The 26,875-nt window shown below is 59.0% G+C and carries 18 protein-coding genes and 3 pseudogenes; 17 read left to right on the forward strand and 4 right to left on the reverse strand.

Annotation, left to right across the window (positions count from 1 at the left end):
• Positions 1-535 precede the first annotated feature (535 nt).
• From ACVWYP_RS14210 to ACVWYP_RS14240, 7 genes are all read left to right on the forward strand, one after another.
• Positions 536-2,080 carry an FAD-dependent oxidoreductase gene (locus ACVWYP_RS14210; RefSeq protein ID WP_375764177.1) on the forward strand — a complete coding sequence of 515 codons (1,545 nt, stop codon included), beginning with the start codon at positions 536-538 and terminating at the stop codon, positions 2,078-2,080.
• A complete protein-coding gene (locus ACVWYP_RS14215; protein WP_168857684.1) occupies positions 2,070-2,870 on the forward strand; it encodes a hypothetical protein in 801 nt (266 codons plus the stop codon). Before ACVWYP_RS14210 ends, ACVWYP_RS14215 begins: the two co-directional genes overlap by 11 nt.
• Before the next feature lie 1,585 nt (positions 2,871-4,455).
• Positions 4,456-6,729, forward strand: coding sequence for a hypothetical protein (locus ACVWYP_RS14220; protein WP_304498914.1), 2,274 nt, complete (start codon positions 4,456-4,458; stop codon positions 6,727-6,729).
• A gap of 109 nt (positions 6,730-6,838) precedes the next feature.
• The gene (locus ACVWYP_RS14225) at positions 6,839-8,209 is read left to right on the forward strand and encodes a hypothetical protein (protein ID WP_304498915.1); all 1,371 of its coding nucleotides are present in this window, start codon (positions 6,839-6,841) and stop codon (positions 8,207-8,209) included.
• Positions 8,210-8,388: 179 nt separating this feature from the next.
• Positions 8,389-8,658 (forward strand): hypothetical protein, encoded by a 270-nt coding sequence (locus ACVWYP_RS14230; RefSeq protein ID WP_304498916.1) that lies wholly within the window; start codon positions 8,389-8,391, stop codon positions 8,656-8,658.
• 71 nt (positions 8,659-8,729) lie between these two features.
• The gene (locus ACVWYP_RS14235; RefSeq protein WP_168859419.1) at positions 8,730-9,569 is read left to right on the forward strand and encodes an IS5 family transposase; all 840 of its coding nucleotides are present in this window, start codon (positions 8,730-8,732) and stop codon (positions 9,567-9,569) included.
• A gap of 3 nt (positions 9,570-9,572) precedes the next feature.
• Complete coding sequence (locus ACVWYP_RS14240; RefSeq protein WP_375764178.1) at positions 9,573-11,468, forward strand: di-heme-cytochrome C peroxidase; 1,896 nt, start codon at positions 9,573-9,575, stop codon at positions 11,466-11,468.
• A 1,137-nt stretch (positions 11,469-12,605) separates the two neighbouring features.
• On the opposite strand, the gene ACVWYP_RS14245 is transcribed toward ACVWYP_RS14240, so the two are convergent.
• Positions 12,606-12,806 carry a hypothetical protein gene (locus ACVWYP_RS14245; RefSeq protein WP_304498918.1) on the reverse strand — a complete coding sequence of 67 codons (201 nt, stop codon included), beginning with the start codon at positions 12,804-12,806 and terminating at the stop codon, positions 12,606-12,608.
• 224 nt (positions 12,807-13,030) lie between these two features.
• A pseudogene (locus ACVWYP_RS14250) lies at positions 13,031-14,528 on the reverse strand (ISNCY family transposase).
• A 1,054-nt stretch (positions 14,529-15,582) separates the two neighbouring features.
• Here ACVWYP_RS14250 and tnpA point away from each other — a divergent pair.
• The 3 genes from tnpA to tnpC are packed head-to-tail and all read left to right on the forward strand — an operon-like array spanning position 15,583 to position 18,034.
• Positions 15,583-16,056: an IS66-like element accessory protein TnpA gene (tnpA, locus tag ACVWYP_RS14255; protein ID WP_375764179.1), complete on the forward strand. Its 474-nt coding sequence runs from the start codon at positions 15,583-15,585 to the stop codon at positions 16,054-16,056.
• The gene (gene tnpB, locus ACVWYP_RS14260) at positions 16,053-16,406 is read left to right on the forward strand and encodes an IS66 family insertion sequence element accessory protein TnpB (protein WP_304498919.1); all 354 of its coding nucleotides are present in this window, start codon (positions 16,053-16,055) and stop codon (positions 16,404-16,406) included. The genes tnpA and tnpB overlap by 4 nt, the downstream gene beginning before the upstream one ends.
• 50 nt (positions 16,407-16,456) lie before the next feature.
• Positions 16,457-18,034 (forward strand): IS66 family transposase, encoded by a 1,578-nt coding sequence (gene tnpC, locus ACVWYP_RS14265; protein ID WP_375764180.1) that lies wholly within the window; start codon positions 16,457-16,459, stop codon positions 18,032-18,034.
• 29 nt (positions 18,035-18,063) lie between these two features.
• Here the strand turns inward: tnpC and ACVWYP_RS14270 are convergent, their stop codons facing one another.
• Positions 18,064-18,327 (reverse strand): hypothetical protein, encoded by a 264-nt coding sequence (locus ACVWYP_RS14270; RefSeq protein ID WP_304500465.1) that lies wholly within the window; start codon positions 18,325-18,327, stop codon positions 18,064-18,066.
• Between ACVWYP_RS14270 and ACVWYP_RS14275 the strand changes: the two genes are divergently transcribed.
• The 4 genes and pseudogenes from ACVWYP_RS14275 to ACVWYP_RS14290 all read left to right on the forward strand — a co-directional run.
• On the forward strand, positions 18,305-18,664 hold the full coding sequence (locus tag ACVWYP_RS14275) for a UPF0149 family protein (protein WP_369525581.1): 360 nt from the start codon (positions 18,305-18,307) through the stop codon (positions 18,662-18,664). The two genes, ACVWYP_RS14270 and ACVWYP_RS14275, sit on opposite strands and share 23 nt — an antisense overlap.
• Positions 18,665-19,055: 391 nt before the next feature.
• Positions 19,056-19,268, forward strand: a complete 213-nt coding sequence (locus ACVWYP_RS14280; protein WP_304498920.1) for a hypothetical protein — start codon at positions 19,056-19,058, stop codon at positions 19,266-19,268.
• A gap of 163 nt (positions 19,269-19,431) precedes the next feature.
• Positions 19,432-20,319: a TauD/TfdA dioxygenase family protein gene (locus ACVWYP_RS14285; RefSeq protein WP_304498921.1), complete on the forward strand. Its 888-nt coding sequence runs from the start codon at positions 19,432-19,434 to the stop codon at positions 20,317-20,319.
• A 603-nt stretch (positions 20,320-20,922) separates the two neighbouring features.
• Positions 20,923-21,237, forward strand: a pseudogene (locus ACVWYP_RS14290) (KamA family radical SAM protein); the annotation flags it as partial.
• Positions 21,238-21,396: 159 nt separating this feature from the next.
• Here the strand turns inward: ACVWYP_RS14290 and ACVWYP_RS14295 are convergent.
• Positions 21,397-22,236 carry an IS5 family transposase gene (locus ACVWYP_RS14295; RefSeq protein WP_168859419.1) on the reverse strand — a complete coding sequence of 280 codons (840 nt, stop codon included), beginning with the start codon at positions 22,234-22,236 and terminating at the stop codon, positions 21,397-21,399.
• Between the two features lie 396 nt (positions 22,237-22,632).
• On the opposite strand from ACVWYP_RS14295, the gene istA reads away from it, so the two are divergent.
• The 3 genes and pseudogenes from istA to ACVWYP_RS14310 all read left to right on the forward strand — a co-directional run.
• Positions 22,633-24,402, forward strand: coding sequence for an IS21 family transposase (istA, locus tag ACVWYP_RS14300; protein ID WP_100213837.1), 1,770 nt, complete (start codon positions 22,633-22,635; stop codon positions 24,400-24,402).
• On the forward strand, positions 24,380-25,147 hold the full coding sequence (gene istB, locus ACVWYP_RS14305; RefSeq protein WP_038379283.1) for an IS21-like element helper ATPase IstB: 768 nt from the start codon (positions 24,380-24,382) through the stop codon (positions 25,145-25,147). Before istA ends, istB begins: the two co-directional genes overlap by 23 nt.
• A 626-nt stretch (positions 25,148-25,773) precedes the next feature.
• Positions 25,774-25,875: pseudogene (locus tag ACVWYP_RS14310) on the forward strand (ATP-binding protein); the annotation flags it as partial.
• Positions 25,876-26,875: the final 1,000 nt, after the last annotated feature.

Genomic DNA, 26,875 nt, shown 5'->3' on the forward strand with positions numbered 1-26,875 from the left:
GTGTGGGTATTGACTGGTGGCGCGCAACGTCTCGACTTGGGTTATTTGCCGTGGTCAGAAATGCCATCCAAGATCAGCTAGCACAAGGAATGGCTCGAGCCGCTGACGATCCCTGCCGTCTTAAATTCTCCGGTTCGGGCACCCGAGGGGCGCGATCATGTCGGAGCCGAAGGAGGTGCCGGCCCCCGACGGCGGCAAGCTCGGCGAACTCTGTAAGCACAGGAATTGGCGGTGAGGCGCGGGACGCATTAATTCCACGTATACGAGCCATCGATTGTGCGTATCGTACCAACCTTGTTTTTAGCCGTAGTCCAACAAATCGCTTTACGCAACTATCAGTTGTTACTATTTTGTCTTGGGCCGATTGAACGGGGATGGGTCGCGTGTCTTCGGGGGGACGAAGAAGGCCATCATTGTTTTTGCGGACGCGGCATACTCGCATGTCGTGGCACATACTTCCTGACTTTTGAAAACTCCTTTTCACGAGCCGTCGCGTCCTGAGCGATGGCGGAGCTAATACGAACGTAAAAGACGCATGCCGATCGATGCAGAACGCAGCGCGCACGTTTATGAGGCGTGCAAGCTCACAGACAACCTTTTCGTATTCAATCCATTTCTTCCGCAGCAGAACTTCTATTCCCAACAGCTACGAGCGCTTGCTCTGGCAGCGGAGATTTCCGATCGGCATCTCGCGCCGGGGCATCGAAGCGTGTGCATAGTCGGGGCTGGTGTGGCCGGGAGGACCATCGCTGCTGCCTTTCGCAGCCTGGGGGCCGGCGTCACTATCGTGGACAAGGAAAAGGTGGATTTCACCTCTTACCGTAATGCGATCCATCGGGAGCTCCATCCGAACATCATCTTCTGGCCGTTCCAGGAGCCGACACCCGCGACCGAACTGCCTTTCCTGAATTGGGCTCAAGCGCCGGTCACCGAAGTCGTCGACGCGATGATGAAGGAATGGGAAGAGAGCTTCGCAAAGCACGTCGCGTTCATCCACGCCGAAGTGGATGAGATCGAGCGCGCCGCGACGCCACTTACGATCAAGCTTGCCGACGCCCAGAAAACCGAGCTGAAGGCCGATGTCTGCGTGATCGCCACGGGCTTTGGGGCCGAAAGGCAGTTCGGCAATCTGCAGACCCCTGCCTACTGGTCTCCGTCATCGATCATCGAATCCGGCGACGAGGTCATGGTCAGCGGATCGGGCGACGGCGGTCTGATCGACGCGCTTTCTCCGATCCTCGGGAAGGACGTGACGAAAGCGGCGCACATTTTGGCGGCGCGATTGTCGAAGAAGCCGATGAAGACGGATGTAAGGGCGATCGAGGAAGAACGGCGCGCACGGGTCACGGCCGGGAACAAAGACAGCGAGGATCCTTGCCCATTCTATTCCACCGTACATCTTGAAGACGAAGATACGGAGGAGATCGAGCCTTTCATCAAAAGAGATCCGGTGCCGTCCGTCACGCTGCTGCACGAGAGCAAGAGTGCCTATTCCTTTTCGGCCGCGCCCATCAACAAGCTCCTCCTTTCCCATTTCAGCAATGGTCCGGCGCGGTGCGTGACGCATGTGAAAGGTAGCCTTAAGACCGTGGACAATCAGGCGACGATGGTCCCGGAGAACGGCACGCCCGAATGTATCGAGCCTCCGACGACGCGGTTCGCGAAAGTTATGGTGCGTCATGGCGCCCCACCGGCCGCGAAAGAGATCCTTGATGAGCCGGACCTGGTTCGTCTTGGGGAACTTTCCTTCGAGCATCTCGATGCGGCCATACTGCCCGGATACGACTCCTCGAAATATGCGTGGACCCGTAAGGGAGTAGGGAATGCCGCCATCAGCATGAAAGTGCTGGCGGATTCCCTCGAGCGTTCACTCGATCTGATATCCAGGGCCTACGATCTGGACTTCTCGAATATCCGCATGCTGCGAACCAACATCGAGGGCGAGCCGATCAAAGTAAATTTACCTACGGCTGATACCAGACGAGCCGAAAGGTTCGATCTATTCCCGTTGATGGTCGGACCTGTTCTGGTGGAGCTGGGCGAGCCCGACACGACGAGAGACATCGACTATGAAGACTGAGCTGAAAGGTCTCCGCGAACCGTCGAGTGTCAGCTCCAATGCCTTGCGGATAGGCACCCTGGTCAGGGTCAAGATCGACGGCAAGAAGGGCGCGAAGATGATGCTGTCGGCCCTGGTCCGAAAGGGGCCTGCCGTCTTTGCGCTGATGACGCCGCATTCCCGGGTGGGCAAGGTGGATTCTGGCCTTTGCGAACTGGTTCGCGGTCCCGGGCGGTCGAATGTCCGGGTCGGCCACTTCGTTCCGGTTGCCGACGTCCTGGGCGCCAAGTCGCCCCACGTCGGCTTCCAAGCGGTCCAGCTCGAGGCATCCCCGCTTTTCAACGATCCGGTCCAGTCGTCCGAAAAGATGGTTACCGTACGGGACTTCCGAAGCAACCTCTGGGATCGACCGAACTTCCGGGTTCGACGCGTCAACGCGGAAGAGGTTTCTCCAGCGTCCTCAGGCTCGCGTCGCAATCAGCAGTCCAGGGCCAAGAACAACAAGCTTGGTCGCTTGACCGGCGAATTGTTCAAGGTGCGGATCAAGGACGGCAAGGAAGCGGACCTTTGCCTGCCGTATTGCGGCCTAGCCACGTCGCGTGGTCGTCCATTCGCGAACAAGCAAAGCGTCGGCGCTCCGGTCATATCGAAATCTGGAGCTTTGTCCGGATTCATAGTCGGACGAAACAGCCGCGAGAATCTAATCCTTCCCGTCGAGGAATTGACGAAAGAGCAGTCGCTTTCGTTCGTCACCTTCGGAGAAGACTGGCCCATGGTGCGCATCGCGGCCGAGAAGAACCGCACGAAGTGATGCGGCCGCCGGGCGCCGCGCCTTAGTCGTCGAACAGCTCCGTCCGGCTGGCCTTCGGGTCTTTGGCCGCACGTCCGGGACCAAGCTATCGCCGGCCAGGCGCCCGAGGCACCAAAGATAAACTCCCGAGTCCGGCTTCCGGCCCGAGTCACGTTTGCGGGTGCACCACGAGACTGAGCCTTTGCCGTTGCGATGGAGCGGAACGGAGTTCTAGTCTTGACGCGTTGTTTAAGCGAACCAGTAGGTGCCCGGTGCCCGTAAGCCTTGAGGCATACATCGATTGATGATGATCCACGGTTAGAATCGAATATGGAGGAGAGTGGCGACGCTGCCGATTTCTTGCGTTCTGAACGAGTGAGTGAAGAAAAAGCGCGCAAGTTGGTGAATCCCAGGTGCGAAACATCGACACCATTGATTTAGTCATTTGTGTCGAAAATCTCTTGACCGTCCAGCAGATTGAATCGATAAATCGCTCCACTACTGCAGGTTAAGTTATCAATTCTCGACGCGCGTTACGATAATTTGTCAGTCGTCATTATTGCAGGCGCCCCTAATCTCCGGCGTCATGTTTTCGATGAGAACCGGTACGAGTGTTTTCGGAATTTAGGTCGATTTTGCTCGCTCGGGCTATCCCGTTAGGCAGTGTTCGGAGGTGGCGCGATGACTGTGCGCGAGCAGCTTTTTACATTGTTGCGCAATCTTCGGTGGATTGTTGTTCTGTCGGTGGCCATTTCAGTTTTGCTTTACCTGCCGGATCAGATTCAGGAGCTCTACCGGATCGCCGCTGACGACATTGGGTGGGTTACGGTCGGGGAGTTTATCGCCCTTGGCGTGATCGCGATAACGGTTTGGGCGTCCGCGTTTCAGCTTACCACCGCGACCCTTCCTCTGATCCCGCGCGCTACGGGCCGGCTGGCTCTCTATATAAAACTTGCGCCTGTTGTGCTTGGAGCGTTGCCGATCGTCGCTGCGGCCGCAGGTCAACTCGCCTCGCGCCCGGCTGAAAAGATCGGTGAGGTCGAGGAGGTCGGGAGTATCTTCCGCATTCAGGACCAGGCGCTCGCCTTCGAGCGGAACATGCTGCTCATCCTCGCCTTCGCCATGTTGGTCCTGCTCGCCTGCTTTGTCATGTTCGCCTGGCGGATGGGATCAAGAGATCGCTCGACTGAGCTCGCCAGCCGGGCCAACAACGCCTATTTCATCCGCTACAGATTTCTCGCGCTCACGATCGGCGCCATCGCCATGCTGACGGCGGGGTTCGTATTGCTTCCCGATCGCCTTGCGCAATTCGTCGGATCATTCGGCGTGATCGCTCTTTTTACGATGTGCGTGGTGGCTCTCACCACGCACTTTGCGCTACTGACGATCAGATTCAATTTCCCATTCATACCGGTTGTCTTTGGCGGCTTGTTCCTGGTTGCCTCCTTGTTTGGAAGTGACGACCATGGGCTGCGCACCGTAGCCCAAGCCGCTGGCAAGGCCGAAGAGAAGGCGCGCATTTCTGCAGTCGAAGCATTTCGCCAGTGGCTTCTGCAAAAATCGCGGGTGGCCGAGGCCAACCGGCTCGGAGAATCTCGTACTCATTGTGGCTGCCCAGGGTGGCGGTATCTACGCAGCCAACAACGCAGCGCGTTTTCTCGCCAGAATGCAGGATCTCTGTCCGGCATTTCGGCAGCATCTGTTTGCGATAAGCGGCGTCTCCGGCGGAAGCGTCGGTTCGGCAATCTTCGCGGCTGCGCTTCATGCTGACAATGCGCCACTTGATGCGATCGCTTCCGACGCAAAGACCTGCCCGAAAATCGCGGACTTTCTCGCAGGCGTTGGCCGCGCCGAGGATATCGATGCATCTGGACCGGTGGAACAACGCGTTGCAAGCGTCCTGGATACGGACTTTCTCTCGCCATTGGTTGCGGGCTTTCTATTTACCGATTTCACCCAGTTGTTTTCGCCGGTTGCGATTCCAAGTTTCGATCGCGCACGGTTTCTGGAATACACGCTGGAGAATGCGACAGACAGAATGCTCAAGACCCACAGGGGCATCAACGATCAATCCAATCTGCTAAAGGCCGAGTTTCAGTCGCATTGGACGCCAGGCAACAATATGCCGGCGCTATTGTTGAATACGACAGATGCCGGTAGCGGAAAGCGGGTCGTGATCTCGCCCTTCGATATCGATCCGCTACACTCCAAAGACAGAGACCTCTGTATTCTCGCAACGCTTGATCGCGCCGGGAGTGGGATCGGTCAAACCGTCGCAAGCCACTCCCTGCCGATTCGGCTGAGCACAGCGGCGTTTACGAGCGCGCGATTTCCGTGGGTGACACCGGCAGCAACGGTTCCCTTGCGAAATGACTGCATTACCGCCAATCCACAGGTACGCTTGGTGGACGGCGGATATGTCGAGAATTCCGGAATCGAGACCGCGCTTGATTTGATTGAGCGGCTCAACAGCATCAAGGGGACCTCTGACGCGCCAAAGTTCCGGATTTATCTGTTGTCGCTGGTGAGCGGTCAATTCGGAGATCACGGTTCCTTCATGTTCGGTGAACTCATGGAGCCAGTGCGCGCGCTTTTGAGCACGCGCACCTCTCGAACCTATGTGGCGCTTAATCACGCGACCAATATCGATCGCCGGCCGGAGAACGATGTAACGTCCAGCGTGCAACGCTTTCCAACGTTTGGCCGCACGGACATAACAGGCTTGTTCTACAGCCTGCCGCTTGGCTGGACGCTATCTCAGAAGACCGCAGACATCATCTCGCTGAGCAGCGGCCGCTTCTGGGATTGCGTGCCCAAGGATGATTTCGATCAATCCCGCGAGAGGCAAAGCAACGCTGATTGCTTGCAAGTGAAATTGTTTCATCTCTTGAACGGGTCTGTCGCGTCCGCATTTGAAACGCTCAAAGATGCAAAACTTGCCCAGGCGGCCTACGCCGACGAACTGGACAAGGAATATCGACCGACGCCAAAGATCAAACCGCAGCCGCTGCTTGCTTGTTATGAGAGCAAGTGGTTGCAGGAGCATGGCTATCAAAGATACCAGGACAAAGTTGCTGCGTACGAGCACCAGCTGGCGGTGTCACTCAAGAACGATTTGCCGGCTCCGCCATCCATGCCGCCATATCGAAAGAGCTATATGGCGTATTTTCAGGCCGAGCAGGTGAAAGCCTTGTTGCAGGAATGGGACCGCGTAGAGGAGACCGACCCGCGCATCCTGGCCTACATCCTCGGGTCAATCTCCTACGACAGTGCCGATTTTACACGCAGCAGCGAAAACTTCTCTTATAGCGCGGTCTTGCAACTCCCACGCAAATGGCGCGAGCGAATAGCCAAGAACAACGCTGACCTGGCGGCCGCGAGCAAGCCGCCGGTCGCCATGGACGCATTGCTTAACCATCCCAAGGAACTCGCGAACTTTGTTCTCGGCTACGAGGGTAACCCGTTCGCAAACCAGCCCGGAACGGATGACGGTTGGCTGTTTCGTCCGCGAGGAATGTACCAACTGGTCGGACGCGAGCAATATCAGGAAGCCCAGAACCACATGCTCCAGGTTGGAGACTTGGCGGGACTTGATCTCCTCACACTTCCCGACGCACTGCGAGATGCCAAGATCTCAGCCAAAGTTGCCTTCGCTCATTTCCGTCTCCATCCCTACCAAGACCGAACATTGTTCGAGTTGCTTAAGGATCCTTCGAAGGACTGGATCGCCGTGCGCTCGCTGCAAACGGACATGGATCATGGCCCGGCTGACGGTGAGCGTGTCAAAGCTCGAAGCGAGATGTTCCTTGGCTGCATTGAAGAGGCGTTACATCCGACTCAGCTCAAGACCTTGCAAGGCAAACTTTACGGTAGCGATTGAGAAGGCTGATCCACTGCTAGGGGGCCCTATGCGACGGAGCGAAGCTAGAAAGCTGCGCTTTCTTCATCTGACATTGGAAACGTTGAGTTTTAGAGGAGAATTGCCGAAGATGGCAAAAGGTGAAAGATGCCGGTCGAAGCTTCGTCGACTGTTTGAAGGGCTGTCTGTCGCCGGGCTGATGTTTGCCGTTGCTTCGGGAGCCGCAGCAGGCCAGGCTCAGACGGCATCGAAGCCGCTTTCAGCCAACGACGTATCTATCCTGTTTCCTGCACCCAGATCGCCGGCTGACCTCGTCAATCTGATCGCGGTGTCCGATCTTGTCGGTCCAGCGACGGCTCCGCAGCGGCTTTTTTCGGATGAGGATTTCGCGCGCTTTGTCGCAAACGCCGAAAATCCCGAACGCCCAGGCGCGCCGGACGCCGGCACGCGCCGCATTGCCCTGCCCAATGTCGTGAAAAAGATTGATGCCTGGTTTGTCGCCGGCATCCGAATCGATCCGGGAGCACCGGGATTATCTGCAGACGTCATCGCCCAGTTTGGCCGGCAGCCGCAAATCCGCCTGATCATTCAGCCCGTGACCAATGGACCCGACGGATTTAAGGTCCATGACACGGCAGGCCACCTCATCTTCAGCTTCAACCTCGATCCCGATCCGCCCCTCGATGGCTGTGCGCCATTCCCGCGATTCAAGCCCGATGACGAGGCCTTCAAGGCAATCGTTCGCGACGTTGCGTCTTTGCGTGACCAACTTGCTGCAGGAAAGTTCGGCAATGTCAAAGTCTCGACTGCAGGTAGCATGAACGTGCATCCAGGCCTTGTCGGGGCGTCCGCGAAGCCGTTTCGTGATGCGGTGAAAGCCCTGCTGGAACAGCATCTCTCGCCGCAGCGCCTCAACACCATGGCTATCATGGGTATTTCACCGCCCGAACCCTGGGTGTTTGTCTCGATGCTTAGGGTTCCACAGGCCGGGTTGATAGCGGTGCCTGGTCCGACGCTCGATGGCCTGCATGCCGCACAGATGTTCAGCATCCTCAGTGGCACACACGTCGTCCCGCGGCCTGTCACGAACAACCAAAATCCAATGACATGTCGCCACGCAGCGCTGCAGACACCGCCCCTGCCGCCCGCCAATCGTAAGGGCGTTTCGACGGCCGATTTTATCGATGCCAACGTCGCCAATAACCGCGTACTCGAGATCGTCAATATCATTGCGGATCCGAAGAAGAGCCATTTCTTCAATACCGACTGCGTAAGCTGTCACACTGAGACGGCGCAGCCACTCGCCAGGAAAGTACAGAATTTTGCTGTGCCAGGCGTGAACCCAGCGGTGCTGCCGAAGGAAAACTGGAATGTTCGCAATTTCGGGTGGTTTCCGTCGTTTTTGCATGGTGGCGCGGCGGCCGCGACCATAACCCGGCGTGCCGCAGCAGAGACGGCTGACGTGGTCGCCTTCATCAATAGCCAGTTGCTGAACAAGTAGTCAGCGCCATTTCGGCCGGTGCGCTCGCGCGGCAGAAGGCGCGACTTGAGATAGAGATATGGAGGGGTACTATGGGGGCGCGTTCTTTCCGCTCTTGGGTCGCTGGGCTGGTGAGGCGGTGGCCTCATGTCATCGCTCTACTAGTTGTGATCGTGTTGGTCGCGGTGGCGTCAGTAGGCATGGCGTATTTCGTGCCGGAGAAGCTCCGCGATGCGGCTCTCAAGATCAAGAACGACGCAAATCTGGTTGCTCAGCTGCTGCCTGCTACACTGCCCGCGCCGTCAAAGATCGAAAGCGCGTATTGGCTGCCGCAGAATTGGACTTCACGGCAGCGCTACTGGTTTCACCATACATCGCAGGGCACGGCGACCATTCCGATCCCGTATCGATGGTTCCTGGCCCTGGAACGTCCCGAGTTGTCGATCCATTACACGAGCCTCAGAGGCTGACCGGAAATTAAAGTTGGGTGATTTCAGCAGGTTGTGATTCTTCGAGGTGTTCGAAGCCATCGGAGAAGCAGATGACCTGGACCGAAATCACCCGCTGTCAGCATGACAGACGAGCGCTGCGCTATGCAAGCGATTGTACGGATGCGGAATGGGCCTTGATCGAGCTGTTGATGCCAGGGCGGAGCAAGGTGGGTCGACCGCGCAAGACCTGCATGCGATCGGTATGGGATGCGATCCAGTACATTGCGACGACGGGATGCCAATGGGCGCTTTTGCCGAAGGATTTTCCTCCCTTTACGACGGTCCAGTACTATTTTTATGGCCTGCGCGACAGCGGGGTGTTGGACTTGATCAATGACGCCTTGGTTGAAATCGCGCGCAGGCTTGCTGGACGGGAGCCGCAACCAACGGCGGCGATCATCGACAGTCAATCGGTCAAGACGACCGAGAGCGGTGGGCCGCGCGGCTTTGATGCGGGCAAGAAGATCAAAGGTCGCAAGCGTCATATCGTCACCGACACACAAGGAAATTTGCTGAGCGCCATCGTGCACCCGGCCAATGTTCAGGATCGGGACGGTGCGCCGACCGTCGTCACTTTGGCGTGTGCGAGCTACCCGACTATTGCGCACTTGTTTGCTGACGGCGGCTACGCCGGCGAAAAGCTTGAGAACGCGCTCCGGAGAATCGACGGGCCCACTATTCAAATTGTCAAACGCCCGGATGAGGCAAAAGGCTTCGTTGTTGTTGCCCGACGCTGGGTCGTCGAACGAACGTTGGCATGGCTTAACCGCTGCCGACGTCTTGCCAAGGATTGGGAGGCCTCCGTCACCTCGGCTGAAGCATGGCTCCTTATTGCGTCAACTCGACAACTGGTCCGCCGCATCGCCAGATCGGCCAACGTCAAGTCATGAATTTTGAGTCAGACTCTAACGGACGACGACTATCTGCGACGTCTTGGTTTCATCTCAAGTCCGAGCTCAAAGGACTTTGCCCGGAAGGCGCCCGCCTACGGCTATCACGATGATGCGTCAAAGGACGGGAGCTCAACTTGGACGCCGAGCACGCCTGACAATCCAGAGGGTTTGCCTGTCGGCTTTGCAATCCTGAGGGGGGGCATCGATCCGACGACGGGAGCCATCTATGAAGATCAGATCGGGCTGACCTGCGCCGCCTGTCATACCGGTCATGTCGAGTACAAGAATGTCAGTATCCGCTACGATGGTGGACCGGCGATGGTCAATCTCGGCGAGGTCGAACGGGTCATCGGGCTGTCGATCGGCTACACGTTGATCTTGCCGTGGCGCTTCGAACGCTTCGCCAGCCGCCTTGAAAAGATCGAAGGTCGAAGCATCGACCACAAGAAGCTTCGAAGCGACCTGGAACTCGCACTTCAGAAGATCAAGAAGCAAAAAACCGCAAGCGACAACCTTTTGACGGGGCAAGGCGTCAGCAATCTCGACGAGGGTTTTGGCCGCCTGGACGCGTTGAACCGGATCGGCAACCAGGTTTTCTATACCAATTTCCTCGATCCCGTGACCGGAGAACTCCCCGATCCTCTCCTCAAGGGCAACTTCGCGCGCAATGACGCCCCGGTGAGCTTTCCGCCCATCTGGGACACGCCGTACTTCCTTTGGGCGCAGTATGACGCCTCTGTTCTCAACGAGCTTGTTCGCAATTCCGGCGAGGCGCTCGGCGTCAGCGCGAAAATCAATATGAGGGCGTCCGCGCCCGGGCGGCCGCTTTTTGAATCGTCCATCCATCTGTCGGACATCGCGCGCTTCGAGGAGCTCTTGCGTGGAACCGATCCCTTTTCGTCAGGCGAGGCAAGCGGCAGAAAATTCAGCGGGCTTGTCGCGCCGCGATGGAAGGACGCGCAGGAAAGATTCCGAGGCGATCCGGCCTGGACCATTGACGAAACCCTCGTGGAAAAAGGTCGCGATCTCTATCGCTCGCATTGCTTTGAATGCCACCGAGGACCGGTCAATGATGGCGCATTCGACGCAAAGTGGCCGGAAGATTCGTTTTGGAAGGCGGAGAATCCGGATCGCTCTGCCAAGGGCGAGAAGAACTGGGTCGAGATCGGTGGACGCCACTATTTCAATGTCGTTCAGCTGCCAGTGAACGCAATCGGCACCGATCGTCAGCAATCCAATGTCCTAACGACGCGGCGGGTTCACTTACCCCAGTCGCTCGCTCTCAATCCAGTCGACGATCTGAACAAGGCCTGGGGCTGCGGTCTTCCAGCCGACCGGTCGGCAGATCCGCTATTTGTGCTCGCACTGATGGACGTGGTTGGCAAGACGATCGATCAATGGAACCTGGCGAACGACTCTTCCGAAAAAGCCAAGCAGCAGATGTGGGGGCCGCGGAAGAACTGTCAAAACCAACGGGTATATGTCGGAGCGCGGGCGAGCCGTAACGGCAAGGAGGAAGATCTCCTTGCTCTTGAACCGCAATACCGGGCACGTCCGCTCGACGGTGTTTGGGCAACGGCCCCGTATCTGCACAACGGATCGGTGCCGACGCTGAAGGACATGTTATTGCCTCAAGGCCAGCGGCCGAGCTCATTCTGCGTCGGTGGCCGCAAGTTCGATCCTGTTAACGTCGGGCTTGTTACGAAACTGCGAGCGAATGACGCCTGCGCCGCCGGCCTGACAGACTTCAACGTGTCGCTGCTTGGGAACAGCAATCGCGGGCATTCTTTTGAGGGCAAGAAAGCCGATATAACGAAGCTGCCGCCCGGGATCATCGGTCCGGAATTGACCGACGCCGAACGGCGGGCACTGCTTGAGTATTTGAAGACGCTGTAGGGAATCTTTGGTCTGGACACTAAGGCGTGTAATCAGGATACAGGGCAGGCCGAAGTTTGGGAGGAATACTCTCGACGTGGACTCATGCATGTATTGAGGATCTCACTCAGTGTCCCGCAAGGGAACTGCTGAACTTCATTCTGCAGATCAGATAACGGCGCCGGCTCCGATTGGATCGCCAGGAAAGTCCGCAAGGGGCTTGGCTTGACCGTTCAATCAAGGAAGGCTGGCCTGTGGCCGCCGGGCGTAGAGCCTTGATGCTTCTTCCGTGCGGCTAACGCGGCAAGTGCTTCAGCTTAGCGCAGAATGCGCTGACATGTAACGTGAACTGATCGCGCACGCCGAGCATTTGCGCATGGAGAAAGCTTTAGGGGCTCACGACGTAGTATAGCTGGACGATAACGTGCTGCGAGCGGACATCTTAAATCGCGAAGACCTGCTTGGTACCAGGAGGAGACCCTGTTAGCCTGTCGAACAACTTCTCCGAAATGCCGGCAGCCCTGCTAGAGACATCAGCGGGTGATGACACGCGGCGTTGTCTGCTGTATGATCGCGCAACCTTAAGTGAGTTGGAAAGCCACCTCTTTCGCGGTTCACATCGCCGGCTGATAATGTTCGTGTCGTGAAAGTCGCGCTTGCAGCGTAGTCATTGCGCCGCTCCAGTGAAGGCCGTGTATGCTCGACTCCGAAACAACTGCCCGTCTCCGTCGAGTTCTGGATGAGGTTTGCAAAGGGCTGTCTCCTCACGAGACCGGCACTCGAACGCACGTCGCTTCCAAAATTCTGGAAGCCGCCACTCGAGGCGAGAAGTCCGTCGAAGTTCTCCGGCAAGTCGGACAGAACGCGTTGATCAGCGTCCCGACAATGTGGGTTCAGCAAGGGTCTCCCCGGTATTCGGCCGAAAGTGGCGGCGCCGCCGAACCTGCCGGCTCCGCCAAACAGGATTAAGCACGTCGATCCGGATCCATCGGCAACGTGCCTGGAAACTGGAAGCATTCAGCGAGCGCGCCGTTATGGACGCGAATCCGAAACAGCTGAGCTTGCGGCGAAATGGCGTGGCATCCCCGTAAGGGGAGTCATAACGCTACAACATGCCGGCCTCCTGAAACGGCACGGCGTACATCGGCAATTGACCAGTCAAGCCCGCGAAGAGCGTGGGCGGCTTGCAAGCAGATAGACGACCAGCTCCAGTGCGAGCATGACTATTTTGGCCCGATTGAGATAGCACGGATGCACGCCAGGAGGCTCAAAAGCGACAAGATCTGCCCTGACGATCGGATCGATATCAATGCGGTCGCAAACTGTCACATCGACCGAAATCGGGATCTTGGCACTCACTGCGCCAGCGCTGTGGTGGCTCGAAACCAAATTACGCGGATTTCCGGACACCTGGTGCGCGGCGGCGATCAGGGTGAGACTCCGTATTGCCTCACATATTGATGCTCCCGGGTGCGATCGGTCGCCTCATTTATTTTGCTCCTGGCTTGGGTTGAGGAGGAGGCCGGGTGCGGAGATGGCCGGGGTTTCGGAGCGCCCGGCCTCCTCCGCTGGCACCTCGCACGTCATTGGGGTGTTGTGACCTCATACCCTGGCAGCAGTTTTTCGCTAGGAGCGAACAGCAGCGCATTCGCTTGCTCGCTGCGCCAGGATTTCAGCCGACGTTGAAGGGTTCGAAGAAGCTTGTTCGGATAGACTCCAGGATATTCCACCTGCAAGCGCGAGAGGAGTTCGCTGCCAGTTCGCCAGGGCTCGGCTTCAAACCATTTTCGCAAATCTGGCGTTGCCCGGAGGAGCGGGTCGGGACGACGTCGGCCTCTTTTCGCCTTCACGATTGGCCGATCCGTCGGTCGCATGGGTCCATCCTTCCAGGCCGTGCGCAGGCTTGCCAGGAAGCGATCGATCGATTGCGATGCCGCCGCAGGATGGGTGATTGGTTGGATATCCGCGAGAGCCGCGAGGCGCTCCTGCGCGTCGCGGATGTCGCGCAACAACGCGACCGGATCGAGAGCGGCATAGATTTCTTTGAGATGCTGGCGGACCGCATCAGGCGTGCGGAGTCCGCGGTCAGGCGCTGGTGAGGTGTTGCCGGCGCGCTGTATGTCTTGCGCACACGAGCACCGTCGCGTTGCTTGGCTATCAGTTTGAAGGAGGGTTGGAAGAAGTTTACGAACAGCCGCGCTGATCGATAGAGTTCGGCCAGCAGCTCGGCCGCTTCCAGGCCTTCGAACCGACGATAGCCAACCATCCTGCGCACGACGCGCCGTTCTTCTGCTCGACGAACGCCTGGTCATTCTTCCGGTAGGGACGGCAACGCGTGAAGACAATGTTGCCCGCCTCGCAGTAGGCTTTCAGCGTCTCGTTCATGAACACGGTATCATTGTCGGTATCGAGGCCGAGCAGCGCAAAAGGCAAATGTTTGCGCAATTCCGTCAGCACCGTGCTCAACAGCATCTGTTCGCGCACGATCAGAGGAGCGCACTCTGTCCAGCCGGTAGCAATGTCCGTGAGCACCAGGGTCTGGATGAAGCTGCCGCGCGCAGATGGACCGCTATGCGCTACAAGGTCAGCCTCGACGAACCCCGGCGCAGGATCATTCCAATCTGCCGACGTCCGTATTGGAACACTGCGACGCAGGGAATGCGCTGTGTGCCGTCGGCACTTGCGACCTAATTGTTCTCGGACCCGCACCAATGCGCGATCGATCGTCGCAGCGCTCATCGCCAAAAGTTTGTCGCGGATCTCAGGGGCAAGGTCGAGGTGGCCGTGCCGTTCCATCGCCTCAATCAGCGCAGGCATTAACGCCTTCAACCGCTTCCCGCAGATCCGGTCTGACGCTTCCCAAAGGAGCAAGAGCGCGTTGTGTTCTGCCTCATTATAGATCCGACGTCGCGCCCGTCGGCCTGGGCATACGTCTTCCTGGCCTCGAAGTAGACGCATCGCATGCTGGCGATGGAATCCGGTGATGTCGACGAACTCGTCCAATATCCGCACTTTCTTGGCGCGATCCGAACGTCGATAGCGCACGCCTGCCGCCGCCGCCAGTTCCTTCCGCGTTGCCATGCTCAGCAACACCCCATCTGCGCCCCCGCTCGTTCCCGATCCAGGGGAGCAATTTACGTGAGGCAACGGCTCAGCATCCGGTAACAATTAAGGCGAGGCAATGCGCGCTCTCATCCTGATTGTCGCGCTATAACCTGGCGAAAAATGCTCCACCGTCGTCGCAGCCATCCACGAATGGGCGCCACTCAATTTTATGAGGGACTTTACGAACGCTCTCGAACGAATTGTGTTTCGACGCCTGCTATTCTGCTTAGCGAGGTGGTTTCATTATGCTCCCCATGAGAAGGGCTCATCGCCTGGCGCGGTTACGAGATCAGGGCCTGTGCGACGAGGAGGGGCGGGACAAGCACTGCGCGGTGCTTACAAGCGCCTTCGTCCGCACATGTAAGCTTGTCGTTCTGCCTTGTGACGAACCCTCGTCTGTTAGGGGACTCTGTTGTGCGTGACGCATCTTGCGCCATAGCTCAGCCGTCTGGGCCGCGTTGTTGCGCCGCGGGTGCATTCTTTCCTCATCTTCTCGGAAAACATGCATCCATTTCACATGTGTGACATGCTCACGCGCGCTGCAGTTTTAGATCGAGAGAAGGCGACACGTCGATTAAGAATAACGGGTCCTAGCTTGTGATCCTATCTGGCTTTCTTGAGCATTCGAACCTGCCAATGGGGCGGAGAGGACAAAAAGAGCGCAGCCAATTCGCGGTTTTCAATCCTGACTGACCCAGCGCTGCATTGTTTTGGTCCCACTCGATAAAGTCGGAGAGCTCGGCCGCACATTCGCTCCACACGGCGAGAATTGGACGACGCTGAGTCTCGTCAGGTGAAGGACCAGTTCCGTCCCAGCTTAACCGTGATCCCGAAGCGAATACCGCGGCGAGTCCGGTTTGACGCTCGTTGGGGCACACGGTGTTCCTGCGTAGCCTTATCGTTCTAGCCCCAGCGGTAATCCGCGGCGAAGCCATTCGGATAGAGCGTAACCGGCATGAGCCCGCCACCTGGGCATCGCGCGACTGAACTGCGATAGATCCTGGCATGAACTGTTTTTTGGAGGTGGGCTATGGCAGATGCCATGCATGAAGCCATGCTTGATGCCAGGCAGGAAGGCGGCTCCTATCGTCGGATCGAGGTGATCACGGGGCAGCGTCGGCGACGGCAGTGGACGGCGGAGGAGAAGGCTCGGATCGTGGCGGAGAGCTTCGAGGAAGGGGTCAATATTTCCGAGGTCGCCCGGCGCCATGGCGTTGTCCGTGGGCTGCTGACGGTGTGGCGGCGCAAGTTCGCGACGGCAGCGAGCTTTCGGGCGCCAGGCTTCGTGCCGGTCCGGATCACTTCCGAGAGCGGTCCGGCGACGGCAGACGAGCCGGACCGGCTGGCGTCTGCGCATGAAGTGCCGCCGCAGATGACGCCGCCCCCAGGCAAGCCTGGCGGGATGATCGAGATCGAGGTGAGAGGGGCATGTATCCGGGTCGAGCCCGGAGTTGAGTTGGCGACACTTTCGACGGTGTTATCGGCGCTTTGGAGCGTTCGTTGATTGCATTACGGTCTGACCTCAAGGTGGTGCTGGCAGCACAGCCGGTCGACTTTCGCAAATCGGTGCACACGCTGTCGGCGCTGGTGAGCGAAGCATTGCGCGCAAACCCATATTGCGGCGACGTCTTCGTGTTCCGCAGCAAACGCGCGGACCGAGTGAAGCTTTTGGCGTGGGACGGCAGCGGCATGGTGCTGGTGACGAAGTGGTTGCACCAGGGACACTTCACCTGGCCGCCGGTCCGCGACGGCGTCGTGTATCTGAGTGCCACACAACTCGCGATGCTGCTCGACGGCCTTCAGTGGACGCGTGTTTCACCTGAGCCTGTGAAGCGGCCGACCGTTGTCGGCTGAGAAGCGAAGATTTTGCTGGAGCCTATGATGCGTGGATGTATCGTTCGATCATGGCGATTCGCTCCGAAGCTCTTCCGACCGACGCAGCGGCTCTGACCGACGCAGCGGCTCTGACCGAGATGGTGCTCGCGCTTGATGCCGAGAACGAGAAGCTGCGTGTGGCGATGCAGACGCTGAAGGAGATGATCTTCGGCAAGCGCTCGGAGCGGTTGGCGGCGATCGTGGACGAACAGCTCGCGCTCGAACTGGATGATCTCGCGACCGGCGTCACACCGCCTGCGCCGGCCAATGACCATGTGCCTGCGACGAAGCCGGCTGGCAAGCCGCGCAAGAAGGCAAGGCGCAACATCGGCGCGCTGCCTACGCATTTGCCGCGCTGCGAGCAGGTGCTCGAGCCGGACGCGACGGCGTGCCCGTGCTGCCAGGGCGTTCTGCACCGGATCGGCGAAGACATCAGCGAAGTGCTGGACGTCATCCCGGCGATCCTGCGGGTACTGCGTACGATCCGCCCCAAATACGCCTGCCGCGGCTGCACCGACGGCGTGGTCCAGGCCAAGGTGCTGCCGCGCCTGATCGAGGGTGGCATGGCATCGACGGCACTCGTGGCGCACGTGGTGGTCTCGAAGTTCGCCTGGTATCTGCCGCTGTACCGCCAGGTGCAGATCGTGGCCGGCCAGGGCATTCATCTCGACCGCGCGACGCTCGCCGGCTGGGTGAAGCGTGCAGCATGGTGGCTCAAAAGCCTTTATGAGCTCCAACTGCGGACGATCCAGGCTTCGCCGCGGCTGTTCTGCGATGAGACGCCGATGCCGGTGCTCGATCCCGGACGACATCGCACCCGTATCTGCCAGTTCTGGGCGCATGCGATGGATGATCGCCCATGGGGCGGCCCATCCCCGCCGGCGGTTGCCTACGTATTTGCCGATGGCCGCGGCACCAAAGAGATCGCCGGGCAGCTGACCGGCTTCTCGGGCATCCTGCAGGTGGATGGCTATGCCGCCTACAAGGCGCTTGCCCGCGGTCATGGCGGCGTGATCCAGCTGGCTTTTTGTCTCGCCCATGCCCGACGCAAATTCGTCGAGGTGTACAAGACAATGCAGTCGCCGTTCGCCCGCGAGGTGATCGAGCGCCTGCAGGTGGTCTACGCCATCGAGGCCGAGATCCGCGGCTCGAGTGCCGAACAACGGCTTGCCGTCCGCCGCACCAGGACCGCTCCGTTGATGGAGGAGCTGAAGGCGCGGCTGGCCTCGATGCTCGACCAGCTGTTCTCCCAGTCGAAGCTGACGGAGGCCATCAACTATACGCTCAATCATTGGGACGGACTGACGCTGTTTCTTCGCGACGGCCGCGTCGAGGTCGACAGCAACACCGTCGAGCGTTCGATGCGCCCGATTGCAATGGGAAGGCGGAACTCATTGTTCAGCGGCAGCGAGGGCGGCGCCGAGAGCTGGGCAATTCTTTCATCCCTGGTCAATACGGCAAAGCTCCACGAAGTCGATCCGCAGACCTATCTGGTCGATGTGCTGGAGCGCATCGTCTCCGGTCAGACCAGGAGCCACCAGTTGCACGAACTTCTCGCCTGGAACTGGAAGGCGGCCCGCGAGCTCAGCGCACAGGCCGCTGCATGAGCCGGCGGCGCCGTTCGTCTTCGTCCTCTTCACCATCGATGGCGGCAGCCGCGATGCCGCTCGACGAACTCGAGCATTGGCTGCAGGCTCGCGCCGAGCAGAATCCCGTCGCTACAAGTCTTGCCGTGCTCGACGGCTACGTCGCCGCGATCGTGGCCGGACCGGTGTCGATCGGGCCCGCCGGACTGGATCTGCCCGCTACTCGCCATCGGCGCCGACGCATTCAACCACGGCGGCACGCCGGAGTTCGCCGCGATTTCGGCCGTCGCGCTGCGCCACAACGACATCAGCAACGTTCTTTCCACCGCTCCACATCGGTTCGCACCGACCCATGCCCGCAAGCCGAATGGCGACGTTGATGCGCGGCCGTGGTGCCTGGGATTCCATGCCGCCATGCGGCTGAGACTATCGGCCTGGGCCCCGCTGCTCGACATCCGCAACATAAACCACGGCTTGCTCCTGCCCATCCTGCTGCATTGCGTCGACGATCAAGGCCGTCCACTGCTTGGACCGCCAAGGAAAGGCCGCGAGACCGAGGAGTTCCTGCGCAACGCCCACGCCGACATCCCAGCCGTCGTCGAGGCCATGCGCCAGTATTGGATGCCGACACGCTACGCTCGCGCGCGCTGATCACCGCCGACGTGGATGCTCATTCCGGTTACGATAGAGCTAAGGCGTAAGTCACGGCCGGTCTGCCCAAGCCTCGGTCGAGCAACGCAGATTGCAAATGGTGGGATTGAGCCCGTTGTTAAACCGCGATGGCGGTTGCACCGTTCGAGTTTCGCGCACCTTGGGCAAAGAGCTTGACCTGACAAGCTGGTGAAAAGCGCGTGTTTTGAACAATTCAAAGCGGTGAACAATGGCTTGTATACTCGCCCAAGCTGTCCTATAGATATATGCAATGTGAGGTCGTGAGTGCCTTGGCGAGTGCAGAGCCAAATAGTTGCGGTTCGTTCATTCGTCATGCAGCCGCATGAGGATCGCTTGGGTGGGCTTATCACACCATCATGAAAGATCTTCCATGGCCACGTTTGGCGGTGAGCAAGGGTTGCTCAAGATCAGTAAAGAAAGCTGGTTTCGTTTCATGGACTGGACATGGATTGGCTTTATGATCTGCGGTGTTAAAGCCAGGTCGATGATCAATCGGAAAATCGATCCGATGGCGTTGATATGTTCTTCGATCGAATCCGCACTGGATGCCTCCGCGCGCTCAAGAAGTCAGACCATAAGATGATGGTGCATATCCGAAATCCTGCTTGGCTCGTTGGGCGGCGTGGATCAGGCAATTCGGATGCGAGCCATCAAGATGGCTCGTCACGTTGCTCGTCCGGCATCATCACCAATCGGGGGCTTTGTTTTCGACATCCACAGAGAGAGGCGCCGTCATGAGTAGCACAATGATTGTTGATAACGTCATTCCGCGAGCAGACATCGTCAGGCATGCGGACCGGCTTGGCGCCGAGATCAAGAACATTGTGCTATCGGACGGTTTGTCAGACGAGGTCGTCACCGTCATTAAGCAGCTTCTGCTCGAGCATAAGGTCATCTTCTTCCGTAATCAGGGGCATCTCGATGATGCCGAGCAACAGCGTTTTGCTTTCCGGCTTGGCTCGCTGATACCGCATCCTAGAATGGTGAACACAAGGGGAGGCTCGACGATCCGGGAAACGCTCGCTGATCGCGCCTGCCGCCACCTCGACCAGATGAACGACGACGATGTCTTCAATGCCGGCCACCCGAAAATCTCAGTGCTGCGAGGTGCAGCGATCCCGCCTTTTGGCGGTGACATCGCCTGGTCGAGCACTGCGGCGGCTTATCTTGACCTTCCGGAGGCTCTGCGGATGCTTGCCGATAGCCTCTGGGCTGTGCGCTGCGCCGCATTCGACTACACTATGGCGGAAGGCGGCACGCAAACCGACAACAGGGCGCTGGACGACGTATTCACCGGAACGATCTACGAAACGACACATCCGATCGTTCGCGTTCATCCCGAGACCGGCGAACGCATGCTCGCGCTTGGTCGTTCCGTGCAGAGCTTTGTCGGCCTGCAGCGCTATCCCAGCCAAAGATTGTTCGAACTCCTGCAATCCTACCTCACTGCGCCGGAGAACACTCTGTGCTGGAACTGGAAATCAAGCGACGTTGCAATCTGGGACAATCGCGCGACCGAGCGGTATCCCATCAATGAAATCGGCAATCCTCATTGGGCCATCGACCGGCTTACGGTTGACGCGGGCTTACCGCACACAAGAAGGCTGAAATCACGGGCCGCTGAGGCTGCCTAGCAAAGGCGGTAGGTCGGATTTCGTAAAGACCCTCGCAGTTCAAGGCCAAATGGGCCCATCTGGTGTCGGTCAGTAGCGAACCTTTCAGGTTTGTTGCAATCCTGCCAGAATTGCGCGGTCGGCGCGGGCGATCTGGTTGCTTAGATTACCGAGAAGGCGCGAGCAGCTCCGCCATTCTCGTGTCAGAGAACGCCGCACAGTGCGAGCCGACTGTTCCGAGGCTATCTGTGCTGGGCAGTGAAAAGATGGAGCGGTCGAGCCTGGCGGCGGCGCGAGGCGCTTCCCAAAAGCGCCCTGGCACACTGAAGAACCTCATGAATGTGGGGCCCGCAAGAACCGTGCTCTGATCATCGATGAGCGCGTCTCAAAAAGTGTCCTTCGCAATCGGGGATGGGTTCACCTCACCTGGCGGCGATCGTGTTTGTACGCGCAGCAAAGCTTGCGCGCGCTTGTCGCATACCTTCGGCGTGCTGCGCGGTCAACTAATGGCAACGATTTAGCTCCGCCACCGCGCCGCGATCCTCGGCGCGCCGGTATCTGGCGGCTAGGAGAGTGCCTCTCTCAACTCTCCAGTCTGGTAGTCCTCATCACACCAGATAGGTATGCCACGACATCGAAGTGCGCCCTTACTACCTCTTTCAAGCGAGGTCGGTGAAGGGCGCATCCCATTTCCAGGTTGCGCTCCGACGGGGAATAGAGATTGCGCGCAGTGTCAACCAGCGCCTTAGTGGCATCGAGAAGACGTTCAAATACATCATGTCTCATTACACAGGAAGTATCGAAATACTGCGTTTGGGAGACGACGGCCGCGTGTACATGCAATACCACCAAAGCAAAGTTCCCAAGAAGATCGCGCAGATCGTTTCGCGGCCTTACGTCGAGGCTGCCCGTTGGTTGGACGATTTGCCAAAACACTGATATCTAACACCGTGCAATGCTGATTACAAACTCGCGCGATTGCAGCGCGCCGGCGGCGGTCATCGGAGCGGCGATGCCCCAGGCGAACCTCGGTCGCGCAGTGCAGGGCGAGCCACCTCACTACTCGAAGAGACTTAACATGAGAGTCTGACTCAAAATTCATGACTTGACGTTGGCCGATCTGGCGATGCGGCGGACCAGTTGTCGAGTTGACGCAATAAGGAGCCATGCTTCAGCCGAGGTGACGGAGGCCTCCCAATCCTTGGCAAGACGTCGGCAGCGGTTAAGCCATGCCAACGTTCGTTCGACGACCCAGCGTCGGGCAACAACAACGAAGCCTTTTGCCTCATCCGGGCGTTTGACAATTTGAATAGTGGGCCCGTCGATTCTCCGGAGCGCGTTCTCAAGCTTTTCGCCGGCGTAGCCGCCGTCAGCAAACAAGTGCGCAATAGTCGGGTAGCTCGCACACGCCAAAGTGACGACGGTCGGCGCACCGTCCCGATCCTGAACATTGGCCGGGTGCACGATGGCGCTCAGCAAATTTCCTTGTGTGTCGGTGACGATATGACGCTTGCGACCTTTGATCTTCTTGCCCGCATCAAAGCCGCGCGGCCCACCGCTCTCGGTCGTCTTGACCGATTGACTGTCGATGATCGCCGCCGTTGGTTGCGGCTCCCGTCCAGCAAGCCTGCGCGCGATTTCAACCAAGGCGTCATTGATCAAGTCCAACACCCCGCTGTCGCGCAGGCCATAAAAATAGTACTGGACCGTCGTAAAGGGAGGAAAATCCTTCGGCAAAAGCGCCCATTGGCATCCCGTCGTCGCAATGTACTGGATCGCATCCCATACCGATCGCATGCAGGTCTTGCGCGGTCGACCCACCTTGCTCCGCCCTGGCATCAACAGCTCGATCAAGGCCCATTCCGCATCCGTACAATCGCTTGCATAGCGCAGCGCTCGTCTGTCATGCTGACAGCGGGTGATTTCGGTCCAGGTCATCTGCTTCTCCGATGGCTTCGAACACCTCGAAGAATCACAACCTGCTGAAATCACCCAACTTTAATTTCCGGTCAGCCTCTGAGGCCTTGATTGGCCTCTATCCCCATGGTCAGAGAACGACGCTAGAAGTCTGGACGTCTCGTGCTCTGGACGACATTACATCGGTCGCTGCCGAAGAGGTGCGCCGCCGAGCGCAGAACGGAAGCGCTCCTCAAGCAACTGCAGTGCTTTATAGGAACTGCTTCCAGGCGCCGACTGAGGGGGCGTTGCTAAATGTCACAAAACCGCAAAGCCCCGCGGGTCGGTCAAAATCCCCCGGGTATGGTCACCTGAAACTCCCCCACCTGATGATCGCCGTCAGCGCTGAACAGCGGTAGCCGGTCAGGCAGGACGTTTATTTTCGGTCCCTTTAGCCAGCAAGGGACCGGGGAGTTGAACGTCTTGAAGCCACACCTGCAAAGCACGGTATTTACACTACTCGATCGCAACGCCAGCCAGCGCGAGATCCACAGACTGACGGGGGTCGATCGCAAGACGATCCGGCGTTACCGGGCGCTGCGGGCTGGTGCGGAGGCAAATTCCCCCGGGGAAGTGACCACCGGCCCGGTGAGCGTGGACGGCCAAATTCCTCCACCCCGACCACCGGCTTTTGGGGCATCGGAAGCGACGGTCACCAGCAGCCTGGCCCGTTCGGCTTGCGAAGCGCATCGGACGTGGATCGAAGAACAGGTCCGCCTGAAGCGGAATGCGCAGGCGATTTACCAGGACCTGGTCGATCAATTTGGCTTTCCGTCCAGCTACCAGAGCGTCAAGCGGTTTGTGCGCCGGTTGCGGCACAGCGACCCCGAGCAGTTTGATCGCCTTGAGTTCCTCCCCGGCGAGGAGGCCCAGGTCGACTATGGTGAGGGCGCGCCGACGGTTGATCCGAAGAGCGGCCGCTACCGCCGTCCCCGCCTGTTCGTGATGACGCTGCGCTACTCGCGGCGCAGCTTCCGGCGGGTGGTTTGGCAATCCAGCCAGCGAGTCTGGGCGCAGCTTCACGAAGAGGCGTTCCGGTATTTTGGCGGGGTCCCCAGCTATGTCGTGCTCGACAACCTGAAGGAAGGCGTTCTCAAGCCGGATTTGTACGAGCCCCAGCTCAACCCCATTTACAGCGCGATGCTGGCTCATTACGCCGTGGTCGCCGATCCCGCGCGGGTGGCCGATCCCAATCGGAAAGGATGCGTCGAGAACGCGATTCAGCATACCCAGAGCACCGCGCTGGCCGGACGGCGCTTCGAGACACTGGAAGCCCAGAACGAGTTCTTGAGGCACTGGGAGGAGAATTGGGCCTCCAAGCGCATCCACGGCAGCACGCGTCGTCAGGTCGAGGCGATGTTCCAGGAGGAGAAGCCACACCTACGGCCGTTGCCAGTGGCTGCCTTCCGCATCTTCACCGAGGTCGTTCGGACCGTCTGCGACGATACCACCGTGCGTGTTGATAGCAGCTATTACGCCGCGCGGCCTGCGCCCATCGGCAGTCAGGTCGTGGTGCGGATCTACGCCTCCACGATCGAGATCCGTGATCGTCACACCCATGCGCTGCTGCGTGTTCATCCCCGGATGACGCACTCCGGTTCTGTCGTCCTGCCGACCAGCGAACGGCCGTTCAATCCGTCGCGGCAAACCGCCGTGCTGCTGGCGAGCGCCGAGCGCATCGGGCCGCAGACCAGGGCGCTGTGCCAGCAGATGTTCGACACCGAAGGGCGCCCCGGACAGCGCGCGATGTGGGGCATTGTCGGGCTGAGCCGGAAGTATCCGGCGCGGTTGGTCGAGCAGGCCTGCGCGCACGCCATCGACAACCGCATCTACCGCTACAAGCACGTGCGTGCGACCGTCGAGCGGCTGTTCGAACAGGCGATCGAGCTGGTTGGAGCGACGCCACGACCGGCATCGCCGCTCACCCAGGATCATCCGCTGATCCGTTCCCCGGCCGAATACGGCGATCTCTTCAGCCGTGCTGCGCGGCACGACGCCGACGACAATCCCCGGCAGGCCGGTGCTCACGACAGCCGCGCTCGTGTCGCCTGCGCAACCCCGGCCAGCTCCGGCGCCACGAGCGCTCCCACTGCATCTTCTCACCTCAAACTGGAGACCCGACCACATGATGACCATGCCGGAAATTGAGCGTTGCCTGCGACAGCTGCGTCTGTCGGGCGTCCGCGACACGCTGCAGACGCGTGTGCTGCAGGCGCAGGGTGCCAACCAATCCTTCCTCGAGACCTTCTCCCTGATCTTGCAGGACGAACTGGATCGCCGCCAATCCCGCCTGATCGAGCGCCGATACCAGCAATCCGGGCTCGACGAAAAGCTGACGCTCGCCGAGTTCGACTGGTCCTTCAATCCCAAATTGCCGCGCCAAACTTGCTTCCAGCTCAACACCCTGGCGTTCATTGCCGCCGGCGAGAACGCGCTGCTCGTCGGCAAACCTGGCACCGGGAAATCCCACATCGCCAAGGCGATTGCCTATCAAGCGATCCTGCAAAGCCACAAGGTCCAGTATCTCGAGTCCGATGACTTCTTCCACCGCCACGCCCTGAGTCCCATCGCGCAGCGCGAGACCCGCTTACGAAACATCATCGACTGCGATCTCCTCGTGCTGGACGATCTGTTCCTCGCCCGCGCCATCCCTGACGACGCCGGCGCCTTGCTGCAGACCATGGTCCATCAGCGCTACAAACTGCGCCGCAGCGTCATCGTCACCTCCAATCGCGTCGTGCAGGACTGGGGGACATATCTGGGCGACAACACCATGAGCTCGACGATCCTCGATCGCCTGATGCACCACTGCCACCTGCTCGAGTTCGATGGACGAAGCTATCGCCTCAAAGAGGCCGCCGAAGCCCTTGCCCGAGAAACAATGTCAAACTAACAATCCACTTCTGTCCTGCCTTGGGGTGGAGGAGTTTGACTGACCCCACCCGGGGGAATTTGAAGTGACCCGCGGGGCAAAGTAGCTTTGCCATAACCTTCGGCATAGCTGCGGCCTACTTCAGTTAAGAGGCATTTCAAGTGGCTAACCGCGCCCGCTGCAACCGTGATTGCCGCTACTGCAGCCTCTGCTCCGCCCGACAAACCACCGCGCCCCTGTCGGTTCGGCGCACGCCGATCTTCCGCAGCCCGAAAACGACTTCGTTTGCCTTGGTCCACAACGCGAAATACGTCATCGGAAGGCGTGCGGGGACCGGAATGGCGTGGCGCTCAAGCGCATTTTGCGTATGCTTGGCAAGCAGATCTTGAATGCAGCGAAAGACGCGTCCGGCGGTCGCCCCTGCGGGCCGTACCATTTCGCAATTCCTTGATGATGTTCGACAATGTCGGCCTTTGTGGTCAACATCGCTCCGTGTCATACGCGGTTGAAGTCATTTCTCAGCGCCTCGAATACGTCGCAAGGCGGGAATAAATGGTAGTGTCGTCGGCAATTGACGGGAGGCGCACAACGGCTGCGCTAGAGGCGAGCTACCCAACCGACAGCATCTTACAGAGCCCAACTGCTGGCTCCTGCACCACAGCCACGTGCTGACCATCCGCGGCGACAGCTATCGGCTCCGCGCCAAGCGAAAGAGCGGCCTCATCCAGCAGCCCGCCGGTGACGGCCCTCCAGTCGGCTCCGCCTCCCTCCGTCCCATCCTCGGCGGGGCCCACCTTCAACCGATCATGAACCCGAGGGTGGGGGCAGTTCGTCATGACGCAAAAGTGATCTTTAGGCTCGACGTGCTCGCTGAGATCGAGCCGACTGAAATTAAGTGCATCGAACATTATCGGATAAAGAGCACGGTCCTCTAAACCAACCATATCGTGGTCGAGCGTGGTCGCGGGCTGCTCGGCCTCATCTCGCGGCTCCTCTTTCGCGCTATAAACATCTCGATCTCGGTCGGCGACCTGGTGCATGGCAAACGGGTGGAGTGCCGCAGCATAATCGATATGCTAGCCGTAGAGGACCAAGTTCGGAAAACCGCGGCGCCTGGCCGACCAATACGGAGTGACGTTCCATCTAGGATCAGTGCGGGCTGCGCCTTTAGCCACTCCGCATACTGACTCTCGTTCAAATCCGCGGGCGGCCTCCTTAGAACGTCCGGCGGAAACTCCGAGAGAGACGTCTGGGGCCACGCAGAACGAACTCTTTATCCTCTGCCCGCGCAGGGCGCTCGAAGGCCAAAAACAAAGAGCGATAGCAACAAACCATTTTGCAAAGGGCACTGAATTCCCTTCAACAGAAGTCACACATCTTGCGCGTAACCAATCGCCGCATACAGATTCCCGGCACGGCGCAAAGCAAAGAGATCAAAAATATTATCCGGGAAATCCGCGTCCAGGCGGATTGTGGGCAGATTTCGGCCCAGTTGAGCGCGTCTGCATTCGGCGAATCCCCGCCACCTGCCCACCTCGGGCACTCCTATGGTTTGCGCAGTGCTTGGTTCAGGATCATCGCTAGCCGCACACCGGCCTTACTCAGCTGGATTGCGACGTCATTTGTTGCCGTTGTCACGTAGTCATCTGTCAACCGAAAGCTTCCACGCGCGTTGGGCATTGGAAGCTGGCCATACACGTCATCCTTTTGACAGTGCGAACGCTTCTTTGGCCCAATCGTCAGGCTTTC

This window comes from Bradyrhizobium sp. USDA 3262 (assembly GCF_054060035.1).